Below are 19167 nucleotides of genomic sequence, written 5' to 3'. Positions count from 1 at the left end.
CACCGACGCACCGGGACCCGTAGGACTGCACCCAGTTCTCGGTGGCGAAGAACTCGCCCAACTGTTCGGCGAAGTACTGCACACCGTGGCGTTGCGTTCCGGCTCGCCGTGCACCAGCACATCGAGCCCGAGTTCCTCCTGCAACGCCACAACATCCGCGACCTCCGACCGCATCCGCTTCAGGTACTCGGCGTCATCGATCTTCCCCTTCCACAGTGCCGCCCGGCCGACCCGGATCGCCCTGGTCTGTGGGTAGGAGCCGATCGTCATGGTCGGCAACAGCGGCAACTCCAGCCCGGACTGAGCGCGGCGGCGCTGATCCGCCGGGGAACGGCCGGGATCCGAGGCGAGAATCAATTCCAGCCGGGCCCGGATGGTGCCATCGCGCAGCCGCGGGTCGGTGGCGCGGGTCGACGCCGCCGCCCACGCCAATATGAACTCCTCCTCCGCCGTCAGTGCGGTGGCGAGAGTGGCGACCTCGCGGACCCTCTCGGTCCCGAATGCCAACCACCACCGCAGCGCCTTGTCCACGCCTTCTCGGCATCGAGGGTGTACGGGACGTGCAGCAGCGAGCACGACGTCGACACCGCCACCGATCCGGTGCTGCCCGGGAGGGCGTCGAGCGTCCCGAGCGCGCGTCCTCGAGGTCGGTGCGCCAGATGTTGCGACCATCCACGACCCCCGGCCACGATGTGCTTGCGCGTCAGCTCGGGAACCGAACCGAGGGTGTCGGATCCGGCGACCAGATCGACCGCGATCCCCTCGACGTCGGTGGCCGCGATCGCCGGGAGGGCGTCACCGAGACTGCCGAAATAGGACGCCAGCAGGATCGTCGGCCGGGTCTGACCGCCGACAGCTGGTCGTAAACCTGCTTGGCGGCCGCGATCGCCTCCGGTGAGCGGTCCCCGACCAGGGCAGGTTCGTCAATCTGCACCCACTCGGCGCCGGCGTTGTAGAGCCGACCGAGCAGGTCCGCATACAGCGGCACGACCTCGTCGAGGCGTTCCAGCAGGGGTGCGTCCGAGCCGACGACCTTCGACAGCAGCAGGAACGTCACCGGGCCGACGATCACGGGGCGGGCGGCAACCGGCAGAAACGAGTACACCTCTCGAGCCCCAGAAAACATCATCATGCTGCGCGGCGAGCAGGCTACACATCCATTCCCCAAGGCGGTGGACCGACGGGCACGGCGTGCCCATCACAGTAGGCAGGTCTTCGGGCTCGCGGACACCCGGCACACATTCACCGGACCTACTGGTTGTCGCTTCCCAGGCAAATGCCCAGTGCATGATCACGGCGATCGTTCCCACCCACCGCTGCGGGACAGTCCCGGAATCTCACCGGGTTCCCTCTCACACCCCGAACCCACGAGGGTGCGGTGTGCTTCGACGCCGGGTGAGAATGCGAGACCACCACCGACCTGTGGGGTGCCCACCCGCGCTGTTCAAGTGCCCGACCACACCGCACGTTCGCCCCGCAGGAACGCCGCCACCCCGGCCTGGAAATCGGCGCTGCCGTACACCACGCGAATCAGATCCGCGGACTCTGGCAAACCCGCGACGCGGATGCGGCGCAGCACCTCTCGGGTCGAGGCCACCGTCAACGGCGCCGCCGCGAGGAGCTCGCTCGTCACCTCCGCCACCAGGTCGTCGAATATGTCGGGGCCGGTGACCTCGGCGACGAACCCGATCTCCGCGGCCTCGGTGGCCGGTAGCATCTTCGCCCGCGCCACCATCGACGCCAGCCGGGCGGATCCGATCCGGTCGGCGAGCAGTGCCAGTGGATATGCGGAGAGGGCATTGCCCAGGGTGCGGGCGATCGGCAACCCGAAATACGATCGCGCGGTCGCGATCCGAACATCACACGCTGCGGCCAGCAGCAGGCCCGCGCCGGCACAGGCACCGTCGACCACCGCGAGCGTCGGCACCCGCACCCCCTCCAAGATTTCGAGGAACGACACGAACCGGTCCTCGTACGCCACCCCGTCCTCACCGCCGACGAAGGACCGGAAATGCGCAATATCCGACCCCGCCGCAAACGCACGACCGGCACCCCGCAACACCAACAACCTCACCGAAGTATTCGCATTCACCCGGTCGCACACACGGCCGAGATCCTCGTACATCCCCGGCGTCAACGCGTTGAGTTTGTCCGGCCTGTTGAACGTCGCCGTCACGACCCCACCCGCGACCCGAACGAGCACCTCGCCGGCCGCGGCGCCCGACTCCGAACACGACGATGTCCGGCCACTCGTGATCAACTCAGTCGTCATCGTCATCGCGTCCTCACCATGATCCGTGGTCCCGAAATTGGCCGCGGTTCGTCCGCTCCGCCTCCGACGCTACGGCAACTCTCAATTAACCGAACGATGTTGCATGTGAGTACTTTTGCAAAACCAACACACTTCCGTTGTGAACGCTGCAACATCGCGACTCCGACAACGACACACCTTGGCGCCGCCCACCAACACCGCTCTGGCCGAAACGGATACGCCACTCCTCGGACTGTCGCGCGGACCACGGAGGGATCGGTACACGTTGAACCTTCGAACACCAACGCCGCACACACCCGAACCGATGCGGCCAGAGGACTGCGGCGCTGCTCCCGACGCTCCGCGCCGAGAAACGGGGCGAGTCGCTACGCGCTCACAGGGGTTGCGATCCGTTGCCGCGCCCCCAGGCCTCCGCTCCACCCCATCAATACCCTAACTATGTTGGTTTTCAATATGTTTGACAATAGTTGGCAGAGGTATCGTTGGCAGACAGACCCACGGTCGCTCCGTTACCGTCATGGGCCGCGAACACCACGGCCCCGCAGAACGGCTGCCAGATCGCCCCGTGGGCGCGCGCAATCGCCGTCGCCATCAGATTGACCTGGGCATCGGCCTGGATTGCGCCCTCGTCGTCGACCCACATATCCAGATCCCGGCCCAGCCGCACCACGTCGAACCAACGGCACCCGATCGCCGACCGGATCGCCGCCCCAGTGCTCTCCCCCGCCCCGAGGTCGATCACCTCCAGGCGCCCGTCCACACCGATCCGCACCGCCTGCGCGGTCAACGTGCTGGCGGCGCTCATGCCTGCACCTCCGTCACCGTGTACTCACGCAGGTCCAGGCCGTGACGGCGGAATCCACCGATCCGGCGGCCCAGCGCCCGCGCCAGCACCTCCCCGTCCACCTCGTCCTCGGCGACCTCCTCGGACCGGGCCGACACCGGCACCGGCACCGACACCTTCGTGGTGATCGTCACCAAAGCCTCGACCCTGAACTCCCGACTGCGCGGCGGCAGCCCGTGCTCCTCCATGAACCGATCGAACTCACTGCACAAGTTGTTCTCATCGGCCCAGGTACCCGCGTCCTTCGCGATGTGCTCCACCCAATCCGCGTGCGCCTTCTGGTTGGCCTGCAGGTGCTCCCGCAGCCACGCCACCTCCCGGCGATCGCGCATCGCCTCCGCCAACGACGTGGCGAGCCGCTCCCACCACACCGGCACCGGGCGCTGCAACGACGCGACCACCACCTGATCCGGGCGCACCCGCCCCTGCCACACCGACGCATCCGGCGAGAGCGGCACCAACGCCACCGACACCAGACGCTTGTCCTCGGCGACACCGTTCACCGACAACGCCGCCACATCGGTGCGGTCCGCGACCAGCCAGCCAGCCGTCCACGCCTCACCCTCACGCACCTCGACGAACACCCTATCCGCCGGGAACACCGGCAGGGGCGGCCACACCCGCCCCGCTCGTCACGTTCTCGACAACTGCAACGTCCACAGACATCACAACTCCAAACCCCCGGACAACACCCGGGCTCACCGGAGCGGAAGGGTGGTCAACCCCCTCCGCCCTGCATCAATTGGGACACCGAAAACATAACCCACCCCACCGACACAAAAAACCCGAAACACGCTGCACAACAAAAGAATTCGAGTAGTACTCCGCTCACAAAAACACCTCGAAATCAAGCCCCCAGAGCCCCAAAACGCCACCTACCCATCCCGTGCCGGGGCACGGGATGGGTAGGTGGCCGACCAGGAGAAATGGGTTCGCCGGGCAGCCAGTGCGCATCGGCGCGCGCCGATGAACCCAATGAGCGGCGACCTGATGTACCGCCCTGACGGGCAGGGCGCAGAAGATGGAGCAAGCGGCATACCCAACCAGAGCTGAGGAGATCCACGGACAGATGAGCGAGGACGAAGTGGATACGGGCCAGACACCAGCGATCCAGTGGGTCAAGATCGCATTCGTGGTCATCGTCATCGCGATCATCACGATGGGGATCCTCGCGCTGCTGGCGTGGGTGCACGGATGGGACGGCTTCTGGAAAGGCGCTGGTCAACCCTTCGCCACGGTAATTGCCGGTATGGCGGCACTTGCCGCTGGAGCACTCGCGTTCTACAACGGCGAACGCCAACGGTCAGCTGAAACGATCCGGAACAAAGAAGACCTACGAACACGCCAAGAAGAGAGCGACAGACAGCATTCGAGGGAAACCGATCGCGATCTTCGTAGTCGATTTACCACCGCTACTGGTCAACTTGCCCACGACAGTCCCACCATTCGCCGCTCGGGTGTCTTTGCCATGGCGTCGCTCGCCAACGACTGGCTGGCGATCGAAAACCCAGGTGAGTGCCAGGTCTGCATCAACGTCTTGACCGGGTACCTCGCCGAGCCGAACGAGACATATGACGAGGGGGACGAAGACCACCTCGCTATTTCGGGCGTAGACGGTTCCGTCCGCGAAACGATCGTCCGGATTCTGAGCGACCACCGCGCTGGAGAGTGGAAGGGGATGACCTACGACATGGCACATTCCGACCTCTCAGCTATTTCGTTTGTTCGCCCGAACCTGGCAGATACAGACTTGACCGGGGCATACCTCGTTGGTTCGGTGGCCGCCGGCGCGAACCTGGCGAGAGCCAGACTTCTGAGCGCGCAAATGAGCGGGATCGATCTATCGGGATCAAATCTCACCGACACGAACTTGACCAGCGCCGACCTGTCGCGCGCGAAACTATTTGGCGTTGATCTGACCCGAGCGCGTATGGGCGGAGTTCGGTACACCTTCTACGCGAAGCTTCCCGATGGCTCATTTCAAGAAGCGGTCACCTTTCTTCAACCCACCAACCTCGAGGGCGCTGATCTCACCGGCGCGACGCTGACCGGCACGGTCCTGCAAGGCGCAAAGCTCTCACGCGCACGGATGAAGGACGCTGACCTTGCAGGCAAAGACCTGACGAGTACGAATCTGGAAGGCGCATGGCTACCAGGCGCCAACTTGACGAACGCAGTACTTGAATATTCAAACCTGTCCGGTGCCGACCTCGACGGGGCGAACCTGTCGGGCGCGAAAGGCGGTGCGGTCAAGCTCATTCGCGCTTCGTTGAAGGATGCGAAACTCACTGACGCCGCGCTGGAGAACGCGGACCTGAGCGGGGCGGACCTGAGCGGGGCGGACCTGAGCGGGGCCGACCTCCGCGGGGTGAACCTCTCCGATGCCATCTATCGGGGAACGAAGTGGCCCGAAGGATTCCAGCCACCAACTCCGTAAACACTCCTCGGACACCCTGCGCACCCCCAATCAAGGTCAGCATTCGACCAGTCGGCACACATCGATCGACACGCGCTCGCCCGGCAAGCGGGGTACCGCCGGTAGATGCGGTACGGCGTGTAATCGTGATCCGGCGCCGCAGGCCGGCACCACCGGCGCTATTGGCCGGGCTGTGCTGCAGCGTCAGTAGTGGTCTTCCAGGGGGCAGCCGGGTCTTCGAGGGTCTCGAGGAGAAGCCGGGCGAATGTGGTCGCCGCACCGACGGACAGGTGAGCGTGCCGCGCCGACAATGAGTGCACAACGGCGCGGCCGTGACCCGTACCAAGTTCGTTCCGAAGCTCAGCGACACCGATCGCAAGTGCGGACAGCGAACCGAGAATGCGTTTGATGGTGTCGGCGGCCGGCGCGGTCGGAGCCACCGTGTCGGGGTGAAGTCGAAGGGCCTTGAGCGTCTGCTTAACTAGCGCGGGTATCTCGGCGCGGTCGTCGTACTCCTCGTTGAGATGTTTGAGGGCCAGCTTGCACACCGACTCGATCAGTTCCTTCGACGATCCGATCGCTACCGCGGGGTCGTCTTCCATTCCGCGTTCGAGTCGTGTGAGGTGGGCTCGGATAACCTCCTCGTCGACCACTTCGGCTGGTAGAGCCGCAATCGTGAGATTTCCCGCCGGACGGATCGTTCCGTCGTCGAGGCGCTCGAATCCATCGCGTTGCAGCTGTTTGATCAACCGTGTTTTCGCTGGGTCGGGCTCGTCGTTCCATGTGGTCAGCGTGTCCAGCACCTGCTCGAAGATCGGAAGTACGCGAAGACAGTCTTCGGGCTTCGTGAGATCGAGGCTATGGAGGTACTGGCGGGCACAGGTGCGGCGTACGCCCGACTCGGCCGGCGCGAGCCCTTCGGTTACCGGATCGATGCCGGCGTCGATGAAAGCTTCCTCGATCGTCCTCACGGACCAATCGGCGGCGAAGATATCGAGCAGCGTGCGAATGGTCTGTGGCGAAAGAGTGCTGGACACGGAGGCGACTGTAGCGACCCGCCGGTGGCGAGCCTGAAAGGCCCAACGGATCCGCTACCCCATGCCGTTCTCCGGGAGTGCAACGCGACAGCGACGAGCTGGGTGCATGTACGGCGGCCGCAACCCCATCTGCCCCTCGCCCCCGGTATGCACGTCGCCGAGGTCGTGCAGGCAGGACGCGGGTGCGGTGCGGCCGAGGCTGCCGTCGGGGTGCAGGTGCGCGAACTCCGACGGATCGGCGTTCTGGTGTTCGGTGATCTCCCAGGACAGGATGTGGCCGTGCCCGGCGCCGCGTTTCTTCCCGATCGACATGATTGGTGCGAGTAGCTCGGCGACGGCGATTGGGTCGCCGACGGCGCGCCAGACAAGGTTCCGGCAGACGGTCAGTGGGAGTGGCATCACCCGCGAGCGGTAGCGGCCCTGGCGTTCGGACACCAACGCCGGCAACTGCGCCGACATCTGGTCCATGGCCTGCTGATCCGGTCGGGCGGACCAGTACTGCACGTGCGGCCCCGGGACCTCGTCCTCCGGGTAGGCGAATGTCGCCGCCCAATGCCATCCGCCGTCGCCGTCGCCGGAGCAGCGGGCCAGCGGCAGGTCCAGGTCCTCCGGCACTGCGTCGAGGCTGTAGGGGGTGTAATCGATGCCGGCCACCCGCGCGGCGGCCTTGGTGTTCTCCCGGATCTCCGAAGCGAGGAGCCCGTCGAGGCTGATCCCCCACGGCACCCCGTGCGCAACACCCGCGGCCATTCTCGCCCGTACGACTAGCGGCACCATCCCCGCAGCGCTCTGAAGGATCATGCCGGGAGTGAGAGCAGGGTTTCCAGGGCCTCATCACGCCGGGAGGCGACGATCTCCCGCCAATCGACCACCGGGCCACCTCCGGTGGGTGCGGTGAGTGTGGTGGCGATCTGGCCGTGCCCGATCCCGGTGCGACCGCCCAGCCAGCCCGACCGGGTGAACTCGGCCAGGACGGCGGCGGTAAAGGCGTGGTCGAGGTCGCTGCCTCGGTTCAGCTGCACCCACGATTCGAACCGCGTGCCCGGCGAGGGTTTCGAGGTCGTACCGCATCACCGGCGATCCTGACCCACCCGTCCCAGCATTCGGGTCGACGGTGGTGCCGGCGTGGCCGGCGGTCACGTCGTCGAGGTGTGAGTACGACTCGAGAGCTTCGATGTCGAACCGGGACGGGATCGGCCCCTCGTAGGTACGGCGCAGGATCGGGGTGGCTTCGGTGACGATCGGCACCACGTGGCCGACGCGCAGGCAGCCGTCGATCGGGGCCGCGCCGATGGCGCCGCCGAACACGCTCAGCTGCGGGATCAGCTCGCGAAGTTGGTGCAGGCGGCGGCCGGTGATCGGCTCCGCCTGGGTTTTCACGATCGCGCCGCCGTTGCGGAGGGTGTGCGCGACCGCCAACGGCAGCTGGCCCTCGTAGCCCAGGACGTCGCGTAGAAGTTCCTCGCCGATTCGGCGCAGCACCCCACGGAAGGAGTTGCCGGAGATCACCGGGACCAGCTCCACCGACCCGTCCGGCTGCAGAATCTTCATGCGCCGGCCGATCGCGGTGGTGCCGATCAGCTCCCCACGGTGCGAGATCGGGGACTTCGCGGTCATCTCGATCTCCCACACCCGAGACACGGTCACGACGCCAACCCGTGCTCGGTGCGGGCGGCACGGACCGCGTCGGCCACGATCCTCGTCCGCAACGTCAGCGCGGAAGTCTGATCGCGCATCACCTGCAGCACCGGCCGCGCCTCGCTCGTGAGCAGGATTGCCAGCTCGGAGCGTTGTTCGTCGGTGCGCGGAGCCGAGCCGAGCCGGGCCGCGGAGGCGGTCCACCACTGGTGCAGGTTGATGCTGTTGTAGGTGGCCAACCGGACCCTGGTGGGCAGCAGGTTGTCCCAGTAGTCGCCGCGGCGACCAGCCACCCAGTTGCGCTCCGACCAGTCGATTCCGTAGTGCAGCAACAACACCAACCGCTCCGCCACCTGCGCGGCGGGGTCGGTCAGCGCCGGAAGTTGTGGAACCGCGGCCAGCCAGCGGTCGGTCACTGAAAGTTCGTTCTCCCCCGACATATTCATCACCGCAGATCCTAGAGAACTCGTGGTGTTTTCTCGAGTCCACCGGGCGTCGGTGGCCGGGGCTGTCGTCGTCACCCCGGCCACCGCGACAGTGTGACCTGTGCGAGGTCTGCGGACGCTGCCCTACTGCATCCAGATGAAGGCGGACAGGATGATCGTGTGCATTCCGACACCGATCAGGAACACGTAGAACTGGGCCCAGTACGCGTCCCGGATCATATTCTCGCTGATACTGCGTCGCGCTGCCGAATCGACGGGGAGCGCGTGGTAGCGGGCGAGTGCGCGGCCGCACCGGTGTTCCTGAACGCGGAGGCCGACCGAAGCGGCGCCGAGGGCGGTGGACATAACGAGTTCGAACATGTGGGAACTCCTCTGGGAGTCGGTGATGCCGGGTTGCATCGCCCATACCTCAGCGGAGGGGTTCTCCACCCCTGCCCCGGACAGCCGCTCTTGATGCCCTGAACTGCTGAAACAGGCCATCGGAGTGGCGGTCTACGCCTGTCGGGTGGCGCGCAGCCCGACCTCCCACCACGGGCCCGCACGGCGCCATGGGGTCAGTCGGGGCCAGTCGTCGAAAACCCGTGGCCACTCGTCCGCGGGGAGGCGGCGCAGTACCGCGTAGCGCGGGGCATCGTCCCCCAGCATGGTCTCGGTGAACCCATGGCCGCGGAGCCGGCGCATCACCTCGAGGCGGGCGGCGTCGTCGGCCTGCCACTTCAGGTGGGTGTCGTCGACCGTGACCATGCCCCAACGTGCGTCCGGGAGCATGTGCTTGCGGCCGGGCCGTAGCGGCACGATCACCGCCGTGTCCGGGTCAATCGTGGTGGAGAGCACCTGGTGTAGCAGTGAGGGGTCCGCCGATCGCAGGGTCGCGGGATTCTCGGTGACGATGTGGGCCTCGGTGCGCAGTGCCCGGTGCCGATACACCCACACGCATACTTCGCACAGGCTGCGGCCGGCCAGGTTCGTCCACAACTCGTACCCGGTGAACCGCCGTGATACGACCTGCCCGACCGGGCTCATCACCGCAGTGGTCAGGCCGCAGCGCGCGCACCCAGCCGCCCGGGTATCGGGTGCGCCGGCCACGTCCGGAATCCCGACGGCGGCGGTGTACGCAGCCCACACCACATCGACGGGGGCGGCAATGGTCATGGGCGGCACCGTAACCTGCCAACTGTGGTGAACGCACCGGACCCCGGCCTAGACCTGAACGTGCTGCGTGGTCTGCGGGCACCGTCGGCGAAAGCCGGTCCGAGCGCCGTCGCCGACATCGCGGCCACGCCGGCGTCTATTCCTATCGCAATGCGGTTCGAGCCGCTCATCGTGGCCAAGGTCTTCCGGCGCGCTACGGTCTGAGTCCGCATGCGCAGACCTGGGCGTATGGAGGCTCGATGGCCCGGCGAACGAGTTGGTGGTACTTCTCGTCCTGCGCCGGAAGGGCCGTCCAGTCCACGCTCTGCCCGGTGCCTACAACGTCATGGCCCGCAACAGTTATCGGGCGCTATCTCGAGGTGAAGTCCATGCCCATCCGGTGCATGACGTCCAACATGATCGTCGCGAGATGAAGTGAGGTGCACGTCTCGCCGTCGTTCAAACTGACGGCCAACAGACGCTCGATGGTTCGTACACGGTCGTGCAGAGTTTGCCTCGAGATGTGCATATCTCGGGCGGTGGCGACTTTATTGCCGCGATGGTCGAGATAGCACCGCAGGGTGTCCACCAGCTGCCCATCTCGCTTTTCGTCACTCGCAATCAGTGGTTGAAGCAGGCGCCGAGCGTATGCCCGCAGGACCGCTCGGTCTGTGAGGAGGGCGAGGACTCCGGGAAGTCCTACCGTGGCCCAGGTGTGGTAGTCCACGTTCTCTACGGATGCTTGCGCGGCATCCGCGATCAGTTGCGCCTCGACAATGGCTTGCGGAACATCCTCGAGCTTCGTGACAGGTTCGGGGACCGCAACCACGGCATGGAGTCCGAGTCTCTGGCCGCGATCGCGAACCTCCTTGGCGAAGACGGCGATGTGCTGCTCCCAATCCCGTTGGGATGAGGACGCGGTCAGCAGCGCATGACGTCCTGGCGTCAACGGACTCGAAAGTGCGCCCTGACCGAGTTTCACGGCCGCCGGTCCGATCAGCGCATCGGCCACATCGGGCTCATTCGACCCACTAGGGTGCAGCGAGACCACGATTGGGACCAACAAGGAACCCTTGAGGTTCACCCCGCTCGCCTGAGCGCGGGCGTAGATCGCCATAGGGGCAATGTAGTCGCGGTGAATGATGTCCGAGAGGATTCGGGCCTTCGCGTGCGAGGTCGCGTGCGAACGATGCCCGGGCGCCTTTGCATGCTCGAGCACCGCGATTGCCCTGGCACAGAACTGCAGCAACTTCGACTGCGCCGCGGTTGGCGTTGCCGAAGCCAGCAAGATCAACCGACCCAGTCCGAGGTCCTGGTCAAGGTTGGCAGTGAGCCAGTTCTCGGGGCCCGGCTGACCGGGTAACAGGTCGCAGGCGACCCGCGCGGAGCGCAACTGCCAATCCTGCAATAGTTCGACAGCCGGAAGTCCGGCATCGTAGAGCGCAAGCACGAGGTGGTTCATGTCTTCAAGGACGAGTGGTGCCCCCATCATCTCGCCGCATGCGTCGAGTAGATCTTGGATGGACGCCCCTGTGGCGCAGAGTTCGAGCAGGGTGTCTTGTGCCTGTGCAACCAAGGCGAGGTCATCATGCTGACGGTTCGCGATCAGTGAGAGCGCGGCCTCACTTACCGCGACGAATCGGATCTCTCTTCGAAGCGCAATCACAGGCAATCCCACGATGGCAGCAGCTGTCACAAGATCCTCGGGCATCTGGCGGAGCTCGCTGTCCAGCTCGACGATGAGACCGGCGACTGTTGCGGCGTGAAGGTCGCGTGCGAATGCGCCATAGTCCGGGCCACACGCGCGCAGCGAAGCACCCGTGCTGAGGATCAGCTCACCGCCGTACAAGCAGTCGACCACGTCGATCCGTGCACCGATCTGGATCCATCGGACTGAATTATCCAAATTTTCTGCGCCGGCCAGGACATCAGGTGCGGCCACGCGCAGCTCCGGCAGGTCGAGCAGTTCGCGAACTGTCAGGCCCGCCCCCACCGGTGTCCCGTTCTGCCATTCGCCGGATGGGCGGCGTTGCGCAGCGGATGCCGATGGTGAGGGCTGACCGCCTGCTCCGGTTGACATTGTGTCCATATCCCGTCTCGGTTCGGGTCAGTATGTGTCTTGAGGCAGTCAACCCCGAGCGACAGACTCTTCTTGTGGTGATAGCGCGCACACCAGAGTGACCGGCCCGCTACTGCCCACCACCCACAACTTTATCGCGGCGCGTGCTTGACGCGTCCGCAGAGAGTTACGAGTCAAGGAGAGTTTAAGAATGCCGCGGCCCCTGATTACGTTCGATTGCTACGGGACGCTGATCGATTTCGATACCGACCGGACTGTAACCGACATTGTGGGTGACAGACTGCAAACCGTAGACGGCGATATCGAGCGCTTGCTCTTGGACTTCGAAGCGATGTCCTTCCAAGGCACTGTGCACGAGTTCCGCCCGTTGAGTCAGATCCTGTGCCGATCTCTCCACGCAGCGATGCTCATGCACGGACTGGAGTACACGAACCGTGATGGTGAGCTTCTCGTCGCAGCGTTGGCGACCTATGAGCCCTTCCCAGAGGTGCCGGGTGTTCTCGCCGAACTGCACGAGACATACGACCTGGCGATCATCACAAACAGCGAGGACGCATTGATCGTGCCCAGTGTCAGGAAGCTCGGCGATGTCTTCGAGTACGTCATTACAGCGGAGCAGTCGGGTGCCTACAAGCCATCACTGCGAGCCTTCGAGTACGCCCACAGGCAGTTCGGGCGCGGTGTGAATGAGATGACGCATGTCGCCCAGGGCTGGCCGGAGGACATCATGCCGACCCACAAGTTCCCCGGCCTGCGTCGTGTCTGGGTCAACCGGCACGGTCAACCGGGCAGCGCAGCCTTCGCGCCGTACGACGAGATCAAAGATCTGTCGGCTCTCCCCGCGACCCTGGCCAGCGTTCGAGTCTGAGTAGAGGACAAATCATGGAGCGAACCTCGGAGCAGACCGGCCTCAACGGCCGCGTCTCCCACTGGATGTATGCCGCGGGAGAAACACAACGTCCCCGTCGCGCTGCGTTAGCAGATACACAGTCCGCCGATGTATGCATTGTCGGCGGAGGCCTCACCGGGCTATGGACGGCGTACTACCTCAAGCGTGAACGACCCGATCTGGATGTGCGCATTCTGGAGGCGAAGTTCACTGGGTATGGTGCCTCCGGGCGAAACGGCGGCTGGGTTTCCGGGCTGTTGCCGGGATCCCGAGAGCGGATGGCGCAGACCCACGGGCGAGAGGCGGTGGTCCGCCTCCAACACGAGATGGACGCGACCGTCGACGAATTCATGTCCGTCATCGAAGACAACAACATCGAGGCCGGCGCCCAGAAGGGCGGGACACTGCGGGTGGCACGGCTTCCCGCACAGGCCGCACGCCTGCGGGAGCTGAAGAGGCTTGACGACACCTGGGGTACCGAGGGCGTCGAGATCCTGTCGAGTGCCGAGTTGCGGCGGCGTGCAAACGTGGACGGTGCACTACTGGGGTACTTCAACCCGCACTGCGCTCGCCTGGACCCGGGACGAGTAGTACAAGGATTGAGCGAGGTCGTCGAGCGCCTCGGAGTCACGATCTATGAGGATTCGGAGGTCCTGAGAATTCGGCCGGGGCAGGCGATTACCGGTCGCGGGAGCGTCCGGTCCCGCTGGGTGGTTCAGGCGACGGAGGCATACTCCGCGCATCTACCCGGCCAGCGTCGAAGCGTCCTTCCGATCAGCAGTTCAATGATTGTCACCGAGCCGATTTCGGACGCGGCGTGGCAGGAGATCGGGTGGAACGGCGGCGAGACCCTGGCGGACGCAGCCCACATGTTCTGCTACGCGCAGCGCACGGAGGACAACCGCATTGCCATCGGGTCCGAGGAGCCAGCCCCGTACCGGTTTGGATCCCGACTGGACGGCGATGGCGAGATATCCCCGAAGACCGTCGAAGTCCTTCGGAGGACACTCATCAGAGTGTTCCCGCACTTGAGCGAAGTCCGGGTCGCTCACGCATGGTCCGGCAATCTGGCCGTGCCACGCGACTGGTCCGCGTCGATTCAACTCGACGCCGACACGGGACTGGGCTGGGCCGGCGGCTACTCCGGGCACGGAGTTGCGACGACCAACCTCGCCGCACGCACGATGCGTGATCTCATTCTCGGAAAGCAAACGTCCCTGACCCGGGCGCCCTGGGTGGGCCACATATCCCCCAACTGGGAGCCAGAACCGATCCGTTGGCTCGGGTCGCGCATGGTGCATCGGGCGTTCTGGTTGGCTGACCGACACGAGGCGAAAGGCCGTGCTACAACCTCGCCCATCGCCCGAGCCGCGAGCCGCGTCGCTCGAATGCCCTTCCCCTGACCTTCCCCGGCGTCGGCCGAGCAGGTGCGAAACCGTGCCGGCCGACGCCGAACAACTACGGAACACCCGTCACGACAACGACGGCCCCGCCGTCGTCACGAACGTCGTGAAGAGTTCAAGAGAACGGCTCAAACATGAAATCGGGAAAGCACCGTACCGAGGTGCTCACACCTGTCCTATTCGACGTTGTCAGCGGGCGTATCGCTGACGGCCAACCTATTTCAATACGATCACCCCGGAGGTGGCTGTCATGGAAGGCGCCCAAGGCGGCTCTGCCAGTTCGAACCAGCTGAAAAACATTCTGAAGCAACGCCAACTGTCGATGATCTCGCTCGGGGGGGTCATCGGAGCGGGCCTGTTCGTCGGCTCCAGTGCCATCATCAACCAGGCCGGACCGCTGACATTCGTCACCTACGCCCTCGCGGGATTGCTCATCTTGTTTGTCATGCGGATGCTCGGCGAGATGGCGGCCGCGAAACCTTCCAGCGGTTCCTTCACCGACTATGCGCGGTTGGCAATGGGGAACTGGGCAGGATTCTCGACCGGATGGCTGTACTGGTACTTCTGGGTGATCATCGTCGGGTTCGAGGCTGTGGTCGGCGGCCAGATAATCCACAAATGGATACCGGTGCTGCCCGTCTGGTTGATCGCCCTCGGTCTGTTGATGGTGATGACAGGTCTCAACCTGCTGTCGGTCTCCAACTTCGGGGAGGTTGAGTACTGGTTTGCCAGCCTCAAGGTCTACGTCATCATCGCCTTCATCATCGCCGCATCCGTGTACGTGCTCGGTCTATGGCCCGGCCGCGGCCCCGACGGCCCCGACTTCTCCAACCTCCATGCATATGGCGGACTCACCCCCCAGGGGGCCGCTGCGTTGCTGGCAGGCGTGGTGGTGGTCATCACCTCGATGACCGGGGCTGAGGTCGTGACCATCGCAGCGGCAGAATCCAGCGAACCAGCACGAGCGATCGGCCGGGCCGTGAACTCCGTCGTCTTTCGCGTACTTGCATTCTTCGTGGTGTCGACATTTCTGATCGTCGTCGTGGTTCCCTGGGACCAGATCGTCCCCGGAGACTCGCCGTTTGTGACTGCCCTGGAAGTGATGGGATTTCCCATGGCGGCACGGTTCCTCGATGTCGTAATCCTCGTAACCGTGCTCTCGGTTCTCAACACCGGCCTCTACACCTCGTCGAGGGTTCTGTTGGGTCTCGGGCGCAGCGGCGACGCACCGAAATTCATGACGGGCATTAATCAGCGTGGGGTGCCCGCTCAGGGTGTTTTGTCCTGCACCGCAGTGGGTTACGTGTGCATCTTCCTTGCCGCCATGTTCCCGGATACCATCTTTGTCTTCCTCCTCAACGCAGCAGGCGCGATTACCCTGTTTGTCTATCTGATGATCTGCGTATCGGAACTGATTCTGCGCCGTAGATGGCAGAGGGAAGCCCCCGAACTGCTCCGCTTCAAGATGTGGCTTTATCCCGTTCTACCCATTCTGGTCACACTGTCGATCATCGGGATCTTGGTGATGATGGGCCTTCGCCCCGGAAACCGAATTGAACTTCTGCAGGGCATCGCCGTCTGGGCCGTCCTGTCGGCGATCTACTTCGTGAAGAGCCGGAGGTACAAGGGGCACTGCGCGTTAGATCCTGACATCTGTCAGGAGCAGACTCGTCGTCCACCAGCCGACGCACCGTCGGATCGGCCGACTGCACCTCTCGGCAGTGGCCCGACAGCCTGACGAGTGTCATCACCTTCGATGATTCGTCGCACACCAATCCTGGTCGACGGACGACAGCGTAGGGATCCCACACTGTCGGGGCTCGTGCCAGGGTTGGTGTCGACCCAGGGGCTCTCAGAAGAGAGCTACTCCCGATCACCGCAGCGGACAAGGGTGAGTTCATGCTTCGTCGATGCCGGCCGCAACTAGCTCCCCGCCACCACCAGTTTCTGAGCAACTCTGTCAATACAAGGACTTTCATATGACTATTGCGGGACTTGACGTGACCCGAAATCAGGCTTTCATCAACGGAAAGTTCGTCGATGCCTCCGACGGAGGGCGGTTCACGACGTTTGCTCCTTCCAGCGGCACGGCTATTGCATCCGTAACGGCCTGCGGGACGGCCGACATTGATGATGCTGTCCGCGCAGCGCGCCGCGCCTTCGACAACGGAGTCTGGCGCCACCTTCCTTCAGCAGAACGAAAGAGAATCCTGCTCAAATTCGCAGCACTCATCGAGGACAATGCGACCGAGCTCGCTCTTCTCGATGCCGTGGATGCGGGAAAAACACTGACCGATTGTGAAGAGCACGCGCTTCCCGAAGCAGTGGAGTGCCTCCGCTGGTACGCCGAGGCCATCGACAAAGTGTTCGGTAAGACCTCGCCAACCTCACCCGACAACCTGGCGCTGATCGTCCGAGAACCGGTGGGTGTCGTTGCCGCGGTTCTGCCCTGGAACTATCCACTGACCATGCTGGCATGGAAAGTCGCTCCCGCCCTTGCTGCGGGTAACTCACTGGTCATCAAGCCGGCGGAGCAGTCGCCGCTGAGCGCTCTGCGCCTCGCCGACTTTGCTCAGGAGGCCGGCATCCCCGACGGGGTGTTCAACGTGGTTCCCGGCCTGGGCGAGGTTGCAGGACGAGCACTCGGACTGCACCACGATATCGACATGGTGAGTTTCACTGGATCAACCGAGGTCGGTCGCCTGTTCCTCAAGTACGCAGCCGAGAGCAATCTCAAGCAGATCGTTCTTGAATGCGGCGGCAAGAGTCCACAAATCGTGATGCCCGACATGAGCGCCGACCTACAGACGGTAGCGGAGGACCTGGCCTTCGCGGCGTTTACGAATGCCGGACAGAACTGCACTGCGGGGTCTCGTATCCTCGTTCACGCTTCGATCAAGGACGAACTGACCAACCTGCTGGTGGGCGTCGCGCAGACCTGGGTTGCTGGTGATCCCCTCGATCGCAGTTCCAAGATTGGTCCGCTGATCGAGCCCTCTGCGCGAGATCGCGTCGTCGGCTACATCGAACGAGCCCGATCGGACGGCGCCCGGATCAGAACCGGCGGTGAAGCAATCAATGCCGAAAGTGGCGGAAACTATGTGCCCGCCACGGTTATTGACGACGTGACCCCCGACATGGCGATCGCGCGCGAGGAAGTCTTCGGACCTGTCGTATGTGTCGTACCGTTCGAGTCGGAAGCCGAGGCAATCGAGATCGCAAACGATACGACATACGGACTTGGCGCCACCGTATGGTCGAAGGACATCGATGTCGCAGTACGGATGGCGCGCGCCGTCAAAGCCGGCACCGTCGGCATCAACGGCTACAGCGAGGGCGACATCACCACCCCGTTCGGTGGATACCGTCAGTCCGGTTTCGGCGGTCGTGACAAGGGCTTGGAGGCGTTCGACCAGTACACCGAGCTCAAAACGATCTGGGTCAGATTGAGCTGTCGGTGATACGCCGTTCTCATCCCTTCGGCAGTCCGCTGATCGGGTCGGAAGTGCCCGATCAGCGGCTGGCAGGCAGCGATACCAACAGATGAAACATCGCGAACACCCCACCCAGGCGACGATCGATGCCCTGGCCACGGCAACCGTTCGCGCTGCATCACATGCCGCATCTACCGGGCATGTGATGGAGGAGCAGTTTCTGCACTCCCGAATACCGCAGGACACCGGCGTGCGCTGAACAATCTGGTCAACATCGTCGGCCGTCACACCGAGGGCTGGGCAACGTCGACGTCGGCGGCATCGGCGACGTTCCCGGCCAGTCCATGTTCGACCAACGGAACTGCTTCGATCGCCGCAGGAGGCTAGACCATGAACCAGCTGAGCTTCAACAACGCAATCCGCACCGCCGACCATGACCTCGATCCACAGCCCGTGGCGTCCGACCAGTCGATCGACGGCGGCCCTCGGACCGGGACTACTCGGCTGGGCACCTTCTCGAACATCAAGATCGGTCTCTGGGAGATGACCCCCGGGGTCATGAGCGACGTCGAGGTCGACGAGGTGTTCGTAGTGCTGTCCGGTTCGGCCACCGTAGAGTTCGCCGACGGGACGGCCGCCATGCAGCTCCGGCCAGGTGACGTCGCACGGCTCGAGGCGGGGGCCGCGACGGTGTGGACGGTGACCGAGACGCTGCGCAAGGTCTACCTCAGTTAGCGAATATGTTTCGGGTGAACCCCCGCGGGCGATCCGGCTGCGGGGGGTTCGACGTACCTGGCGCCCCAGCCATAGCGCCGCTTCTCGAGCTTCAGGTGAACGAATGCCTCAGCCCCTTGCCATGTTCGGTGGCGCCGAGACGGGCGATGACATCGAGCATTGGTTGAGCGCTGGGCGCGCCACCGGCGACCGGCACAGATTTGACGCCCGGCCTGAGGAGGATGGACGCCGTGGACCTGCGGACCAGCGACGATCTCAAAGATGGACTCGCCGTGTGCGGGTCGGTTCGGGGCGATGCCCCAATGCGTGATCGGGTTGTCTTCCGGAAGGCCGACCGTGTCGACCTACCACGGATCGTCGAACTGATTGCGGATGATGTATTCGCGGCGGAAGGCACCGGCGAGTTCGGGGACGCACACATTTGCGCATTCGACGCCATCGAGGCGAGCGCGAATGACGAACTGGTGATTGCCGAACTCGACGACGAGGTCGTCGGCGTCATGCAGCTGACCTTCGTCCCCGGCCTCTCACGCAATGGGGCGACGCGGCTGCAGATAGAGGCTGTCCGCGTCGATAGCCGTGTGCGCGGACGAGGCATCGGGCGCCTGATGATGGAGTACGCCCGCACGCGCGGCCGTGAGCGGGGGTGCGTCCTCGCCCAGCTCACCTCCGGTAAGGAGCGTGCGGACGCGCACCGGTTCTACCGCGCACTCGGGTACGCCCAGTCACACGAGGGCTTCAAGCTGGGACTGTAGCCCTTGCCCGGCTCACGCGCCTGCCGGGTAGGCGCCTGTTATTTCACTTGGATATGTCGCGGCACTCCAGGGCCGTCGCGTCACCAA

The 19167-nt window shown here is 64.4% G+C and carries 18 protein-coding genes, 1 pseudogene and 1 riboswitch; of the genes and pseudogenes, 8 read left to right on the top strand and 11 right to left on the bottom strand.

All coding sequences use genetic code 11. The features are described 5' to 3' along the window. Positions 1–4: 4 nt before the first annotated feature. The 4 genes and pseudogenes from OYT95_RS42495 to OYT95_RS42480 form a co-directional block, all read right to left on the bottom strand. Positions 5–1093: pseudogene (locus OYT95_RS42495) on the bottom strand (5-methyltetrahydropteroyltriglutamate--homocysteine S-methyltransferase); the annotation flags it as partial. Positions 1094–1189: 96 nt separating this feature from the next. Then, positions 1190–1384, bottom strand: a riboswitch (cobalamin riboswitch). A 60-nt stretch (positions 1385–1444) separates the two neighbouring features. Then, positions 1445–2278, bottom strand: a complete 834-nt coding sequence (locus OYT95_RS42490) for an enoyl-CoA hydratase (RefSeq protein WP_268792520.1) — start codon at positions 2276–2278, stop codon at positions 1445–1447. A gap of 442 nt (positions 2279–2720) precedes the next feature. Continuing rightward, on the bottom strand, positions 2721–3077 hold the full coding sequence (locus OYT95_RS42485) for a DUF3846 domain-containing protein (RefSeq protein ID WP_268792519.1): 357 nt from the start codon (positions 3075–3077) through the stop codon (positions 2721–2723). After that, complete coding sequence (locus OYT95_RS42480) at positions 3074–3736, bottom strand: hypothetical protein (RefSeq protein ID WP_268792518.1); 663 nt, start codon at positions 3734–3736, stop codon at positions 3074–3076. The genes OYT95_RS42485 and OYT95_RS42480 overlap by 4 nt, the downstream gene beginning before the upstream one ends. A 449-nt stretch (positions 3737–4185) precedes the next feature. Here OYT95_RS42480 and OYT95_RS42475 point away from each other — a divergent pair, with 449 nt between their 5' ends. Beyond that, positions 4186–5553, top strand: a complete 1368-nt coding sequence (locus tag OYT95_RS42475) for a pentapeptide repeat-containing protein (protein ID WP_268792517.1) — start codon at positions 4186–4188, stop codon at positions 5551–5553. A 158-nt stretch (positions 5554–5711) separates the two neighbouring features. Here the strand turns inward: OYT95_RS42475 and OYT95_RS42470 are convergent, their stop codons facing one another. The 6 genes from OYT95_RS42470 to OYT95_RS42445 form a co-directional block, all read right to left on the bottom strand. After that, on the bottom strand, positions 5712–6569 hold the full coding sequence (locus OYT95_RS42470; protein WP_268792516.1) for an abortive infection family protein: 858 nt from the start codon (positions 6567–6569) through the stop codon (positions 5712–5714). Between the two features lie 54 nt (positions 6570–6623). After that, entirely contained in the window at positions 6624–7370 is a 747-nt protein-coding gene (locus OYT95_RS42465; RefSeq protein ID WP_268792515.1) for a hypothetical protein, read from the bottom strand. Between the two features lie 33 nt (positions 7371–7403). Further along, positions 7404–8216 (bottom strand): hypothetical protein, encoded by an 813-nt coding sequence (locus OYT95_RS42460; protein ID WP_268792514.1) that lies wholly within the window; start codon positions 8214–8216, stop codon positions 7404–7406. Further along, entirely contained in the window at positions 8213–8647 is a 435-nt protein-coding gene (locus OYT95_RS42455; RefSeq protein ID WP_268793300.1) for a hypothetical protein, read from the bottom strand. The genes OYT95_RS42460 and OYT95_RS42455 overlap by 4 nt, the downstream gene beginning before the upstream one ends. Before the next feature lie 129 nt (positions 8648–8776). After that, positions 8777–9013: a hypothetical protein gene (locus OYT95_RS42450; protein ID WP_268792513.1), complete on the bottom strand. Its 237-nt coding sequence runs from the start codon at positions 9011–9013 to the stop codon at positions 8777–8779. A 132-nt stretch (positions 9014–9145) separates the two neighbouring features. Continuing rightward, entirely contained in the window at positions 9146–9805 is a 660-nt protein-coding gene (locus tag OYT95_RS42445; RefSeq protein ID WP_268792512.1) for a hypothetical protein, read from the bottom strand. A 24-nt stretch (positions 9806–9829) separates the two neighbouring features. Here OYT95_RS42445 and OYT95_RS42440 point away from each other — a divergent pair, with 24 nt between their 5' ends. After that, entirely contained in the window at positions 9830–10009 is a 180-nt protein-coding gene (locus OYT95_RS42440) for a hypothetical protein (RefSeq protein ID WP_268792511.1), read from the top strand. Positions 10010–10154: 145 nt separating this feature from the next. On the opposite strand, the gene OYT95_RS42435 is transcribed toward OYT95_RS42440, so the two are convergent. Next, the gene (locus tag OYT95_RS42435; protein ID WP_268792510.1) at positions 10155–11864 is read right to left on the bottom strand and encodes a PucR family transcriptional regulator; all 1710 of its coding nucleotides are present in this window, start codon (positions 11862–11864) and stop codon (positions 10155–10157) included. Positions 11865–12054: 190 nt separating this feature from the next. Between OYT95_RS42435 and OYT95_RS42430 the strand changes: the two genes are divergently transcribed. The 6 genes from OYT95_RS42430 (at position 12055) to OYT95_RS42405 (ending at position 19080) form a co-directional block, all read left to right on the top strand. After that, positions 12055–12732 carry an HAD family hydrolase gene (locus OYT95_RS42430; RefSeq protein ID WP_268792509.1) on the top strand — a complete coding sequence of 226 codons (678 nt, stop codon included), beginning with the start codon at positions 12055–12057 and terminating at the stop codon, positions 12730–12732. Positions 12733–12746: 14 nt separating this feature from the next. Then, positions 12747–14156, top strand: a complete 1410-nt coding sequence (locus OYT95_RS42425) for an NAD(P)/FAD-dependent oxidoreductase (protein ID WP_268792508.1) — start codon at positions 12747–12749, stop codon at positions 14154–14156. Positions 14157–14406: 250 nt separating this feature from the next. Continuing rightward, on the top strand, positions 14407–15894 hold the full coding sequence (locus OYT95_RS42420; protein ID WP_268792507.1) for an amino acid permease: 1488 nt from the start codon (positions 14407–14409) through the stop codon (positions 15892–15894). A gap of 241 nt (positions 15895–16135) precedes the next feature. Continuing rightward, entirely contained in the window at positions 16136–17617 is a 1482-nt protein-coding gene (locus OYT95_RS42415) for an aldehyde dehydrogenase (RefSeq protein WP_268792506.1), read from the top strand. Positions 17618–17980: 363 nt separating this feature from the next. After that, entirely contained in the window at positions 17981–18325 is a 345-nt protein-coding gene (locus OYT95_RS42410; RefSeq protein ID WP_268792505.1) for a cupin domain-containing protein, read from the top strand. A gap of 302 nt (positions 18326–18627) precedes the next feature. Further along, complete coding sequence (locus OYT95_RS42405; RefSeq protein WP_268792504.1) at positions 18628–19080, top strand: GNAT family N-acetyltransferase; 453 nt, start codon at positions 18628–18630, stop codon at positions 19078–19080. Positions 19081–19167: the final 87 nt, after the last annotated feature.

Source organism: Rhodococcus sp. JS3073 (assembly GCF_026810085.1).
Lineage (GTDB): Bacteria > Actinomycetota > Actinomycetes > Mycobacteriales > Mycobacteriaceae > Rhodococcus_F > Rhodococcus_F wratislaviensis.
This window is presented reverse-complemented; position numbering and strand designations above follow the sequence as displayed.

What these genes read in the sequence shown, in the direction of transcription:
- OYT95_RS42490 (WP_268792520.1), bottom strand. Translation starts at nt 2,278, where the DNA reads ATGACGATGACGACTGAGTTGATCACGAGTGGCCGGACATCGTCGTGT.
- OYT95_RS42485 (WP_268792519.1), bottom strand. Translation starts at nt 3,077, where the DNA reads ATGAGCGCCGCCAGCACGTTGACCGCGCAGGCGGTGCGGATCGGTGTG.
- OYT95_RS42475 (WP_268792517.1), top strand. Translation starts at nt 4,186, where the DNA reads ATGAGCGAGGACGAAGTGGATACGGGCCAGACACCAGCGATCCAGTGG.
- OYT95_RS42465 (WP_268792515.1), bottom strand. Translation starts at nt 7,370, where the DNA reads ATGATCCTTCAGAGCGCTGCGGGGATGGTGCCGCTAGTCGTACGGGCG.
- OYT95_RS42455 (WP_268793300.1), bottom strand. Translation starts at nt 8,647, where the DNA reads ATGTCGGGGGAGAACGAACTTTCAGTGACCGACCGCTGGCTGGCCGCG.
- OYT95_RS42450 (WP_268792513.1), bottom strand. Translation starts at nt 9,013, where the DNA reads ATGTTCGAACTCGTTATGTCCACCGCCCTCGGCGCCGCTTCGGTCGGC.
- OYT95_RS42445 (WP_268792512.1), bottom strand. Translation starts at nt 9,805, where the DNA reads ATGACCATTGCCGCCCCCGTCGATGTGGTGTGGGCTGCGTACACCGCC.
- OYT95_RS42435 (WP_268792510.1), bottom strand. Translation starts at nt 11,864, where the DNA reads ATGTCAACCGGAGCAGGCGGTCAGCCCTCACCATCGGCATCCGCTGCG.
- OYT95_RS42430 (WP_268792509.1), top strand. Translation starts at nt 12,055, where the DNA reads ATGCCGCGGCCCCTGATTACGTTCGATTGCTACGGGACGCTGATCGAT.
- OYT95_RS42425 (WP_268792508.1), top strand. Translation starts at nt 12,747, where the DNA reads ATGGAGCGAACCTCGGAGCAGACCGGCCTCAACGGCCGCGTCTCCCAC.
- OYT95_RS42420 (WP_268792507.1), top strand. Translation starts at nt 14,407, where the DNA reads ATGGAAGGCGCCCAAGGCGGCTCTGCCAGTTCGAACCAGCTGAAAAAC.
- OYT95_RS42415 (WP_268792506.1), top strand. Translation starts at nt 16,136, where the DNA reads ATGACTATTGCGGGACTTGACGTGACCCGAAATCAGGCTTTCATCAAC.
- OYT95_RS42410 (WP_268792505.1), top strand. Translation starts at nt 17,981, where the DNA reads ATGAACCAGCTGAGCTTCAACAACGCAATCCGCACCGCCGACCATGAC.
- OYT95_RS42405 (WP_268792504.1), top strand. Translation starts at nt 18,628, where the DNA reads ATGCGTGATCGGGTTGTCTTCCGGAAGGCCGACCGTGTCGACCTACCA.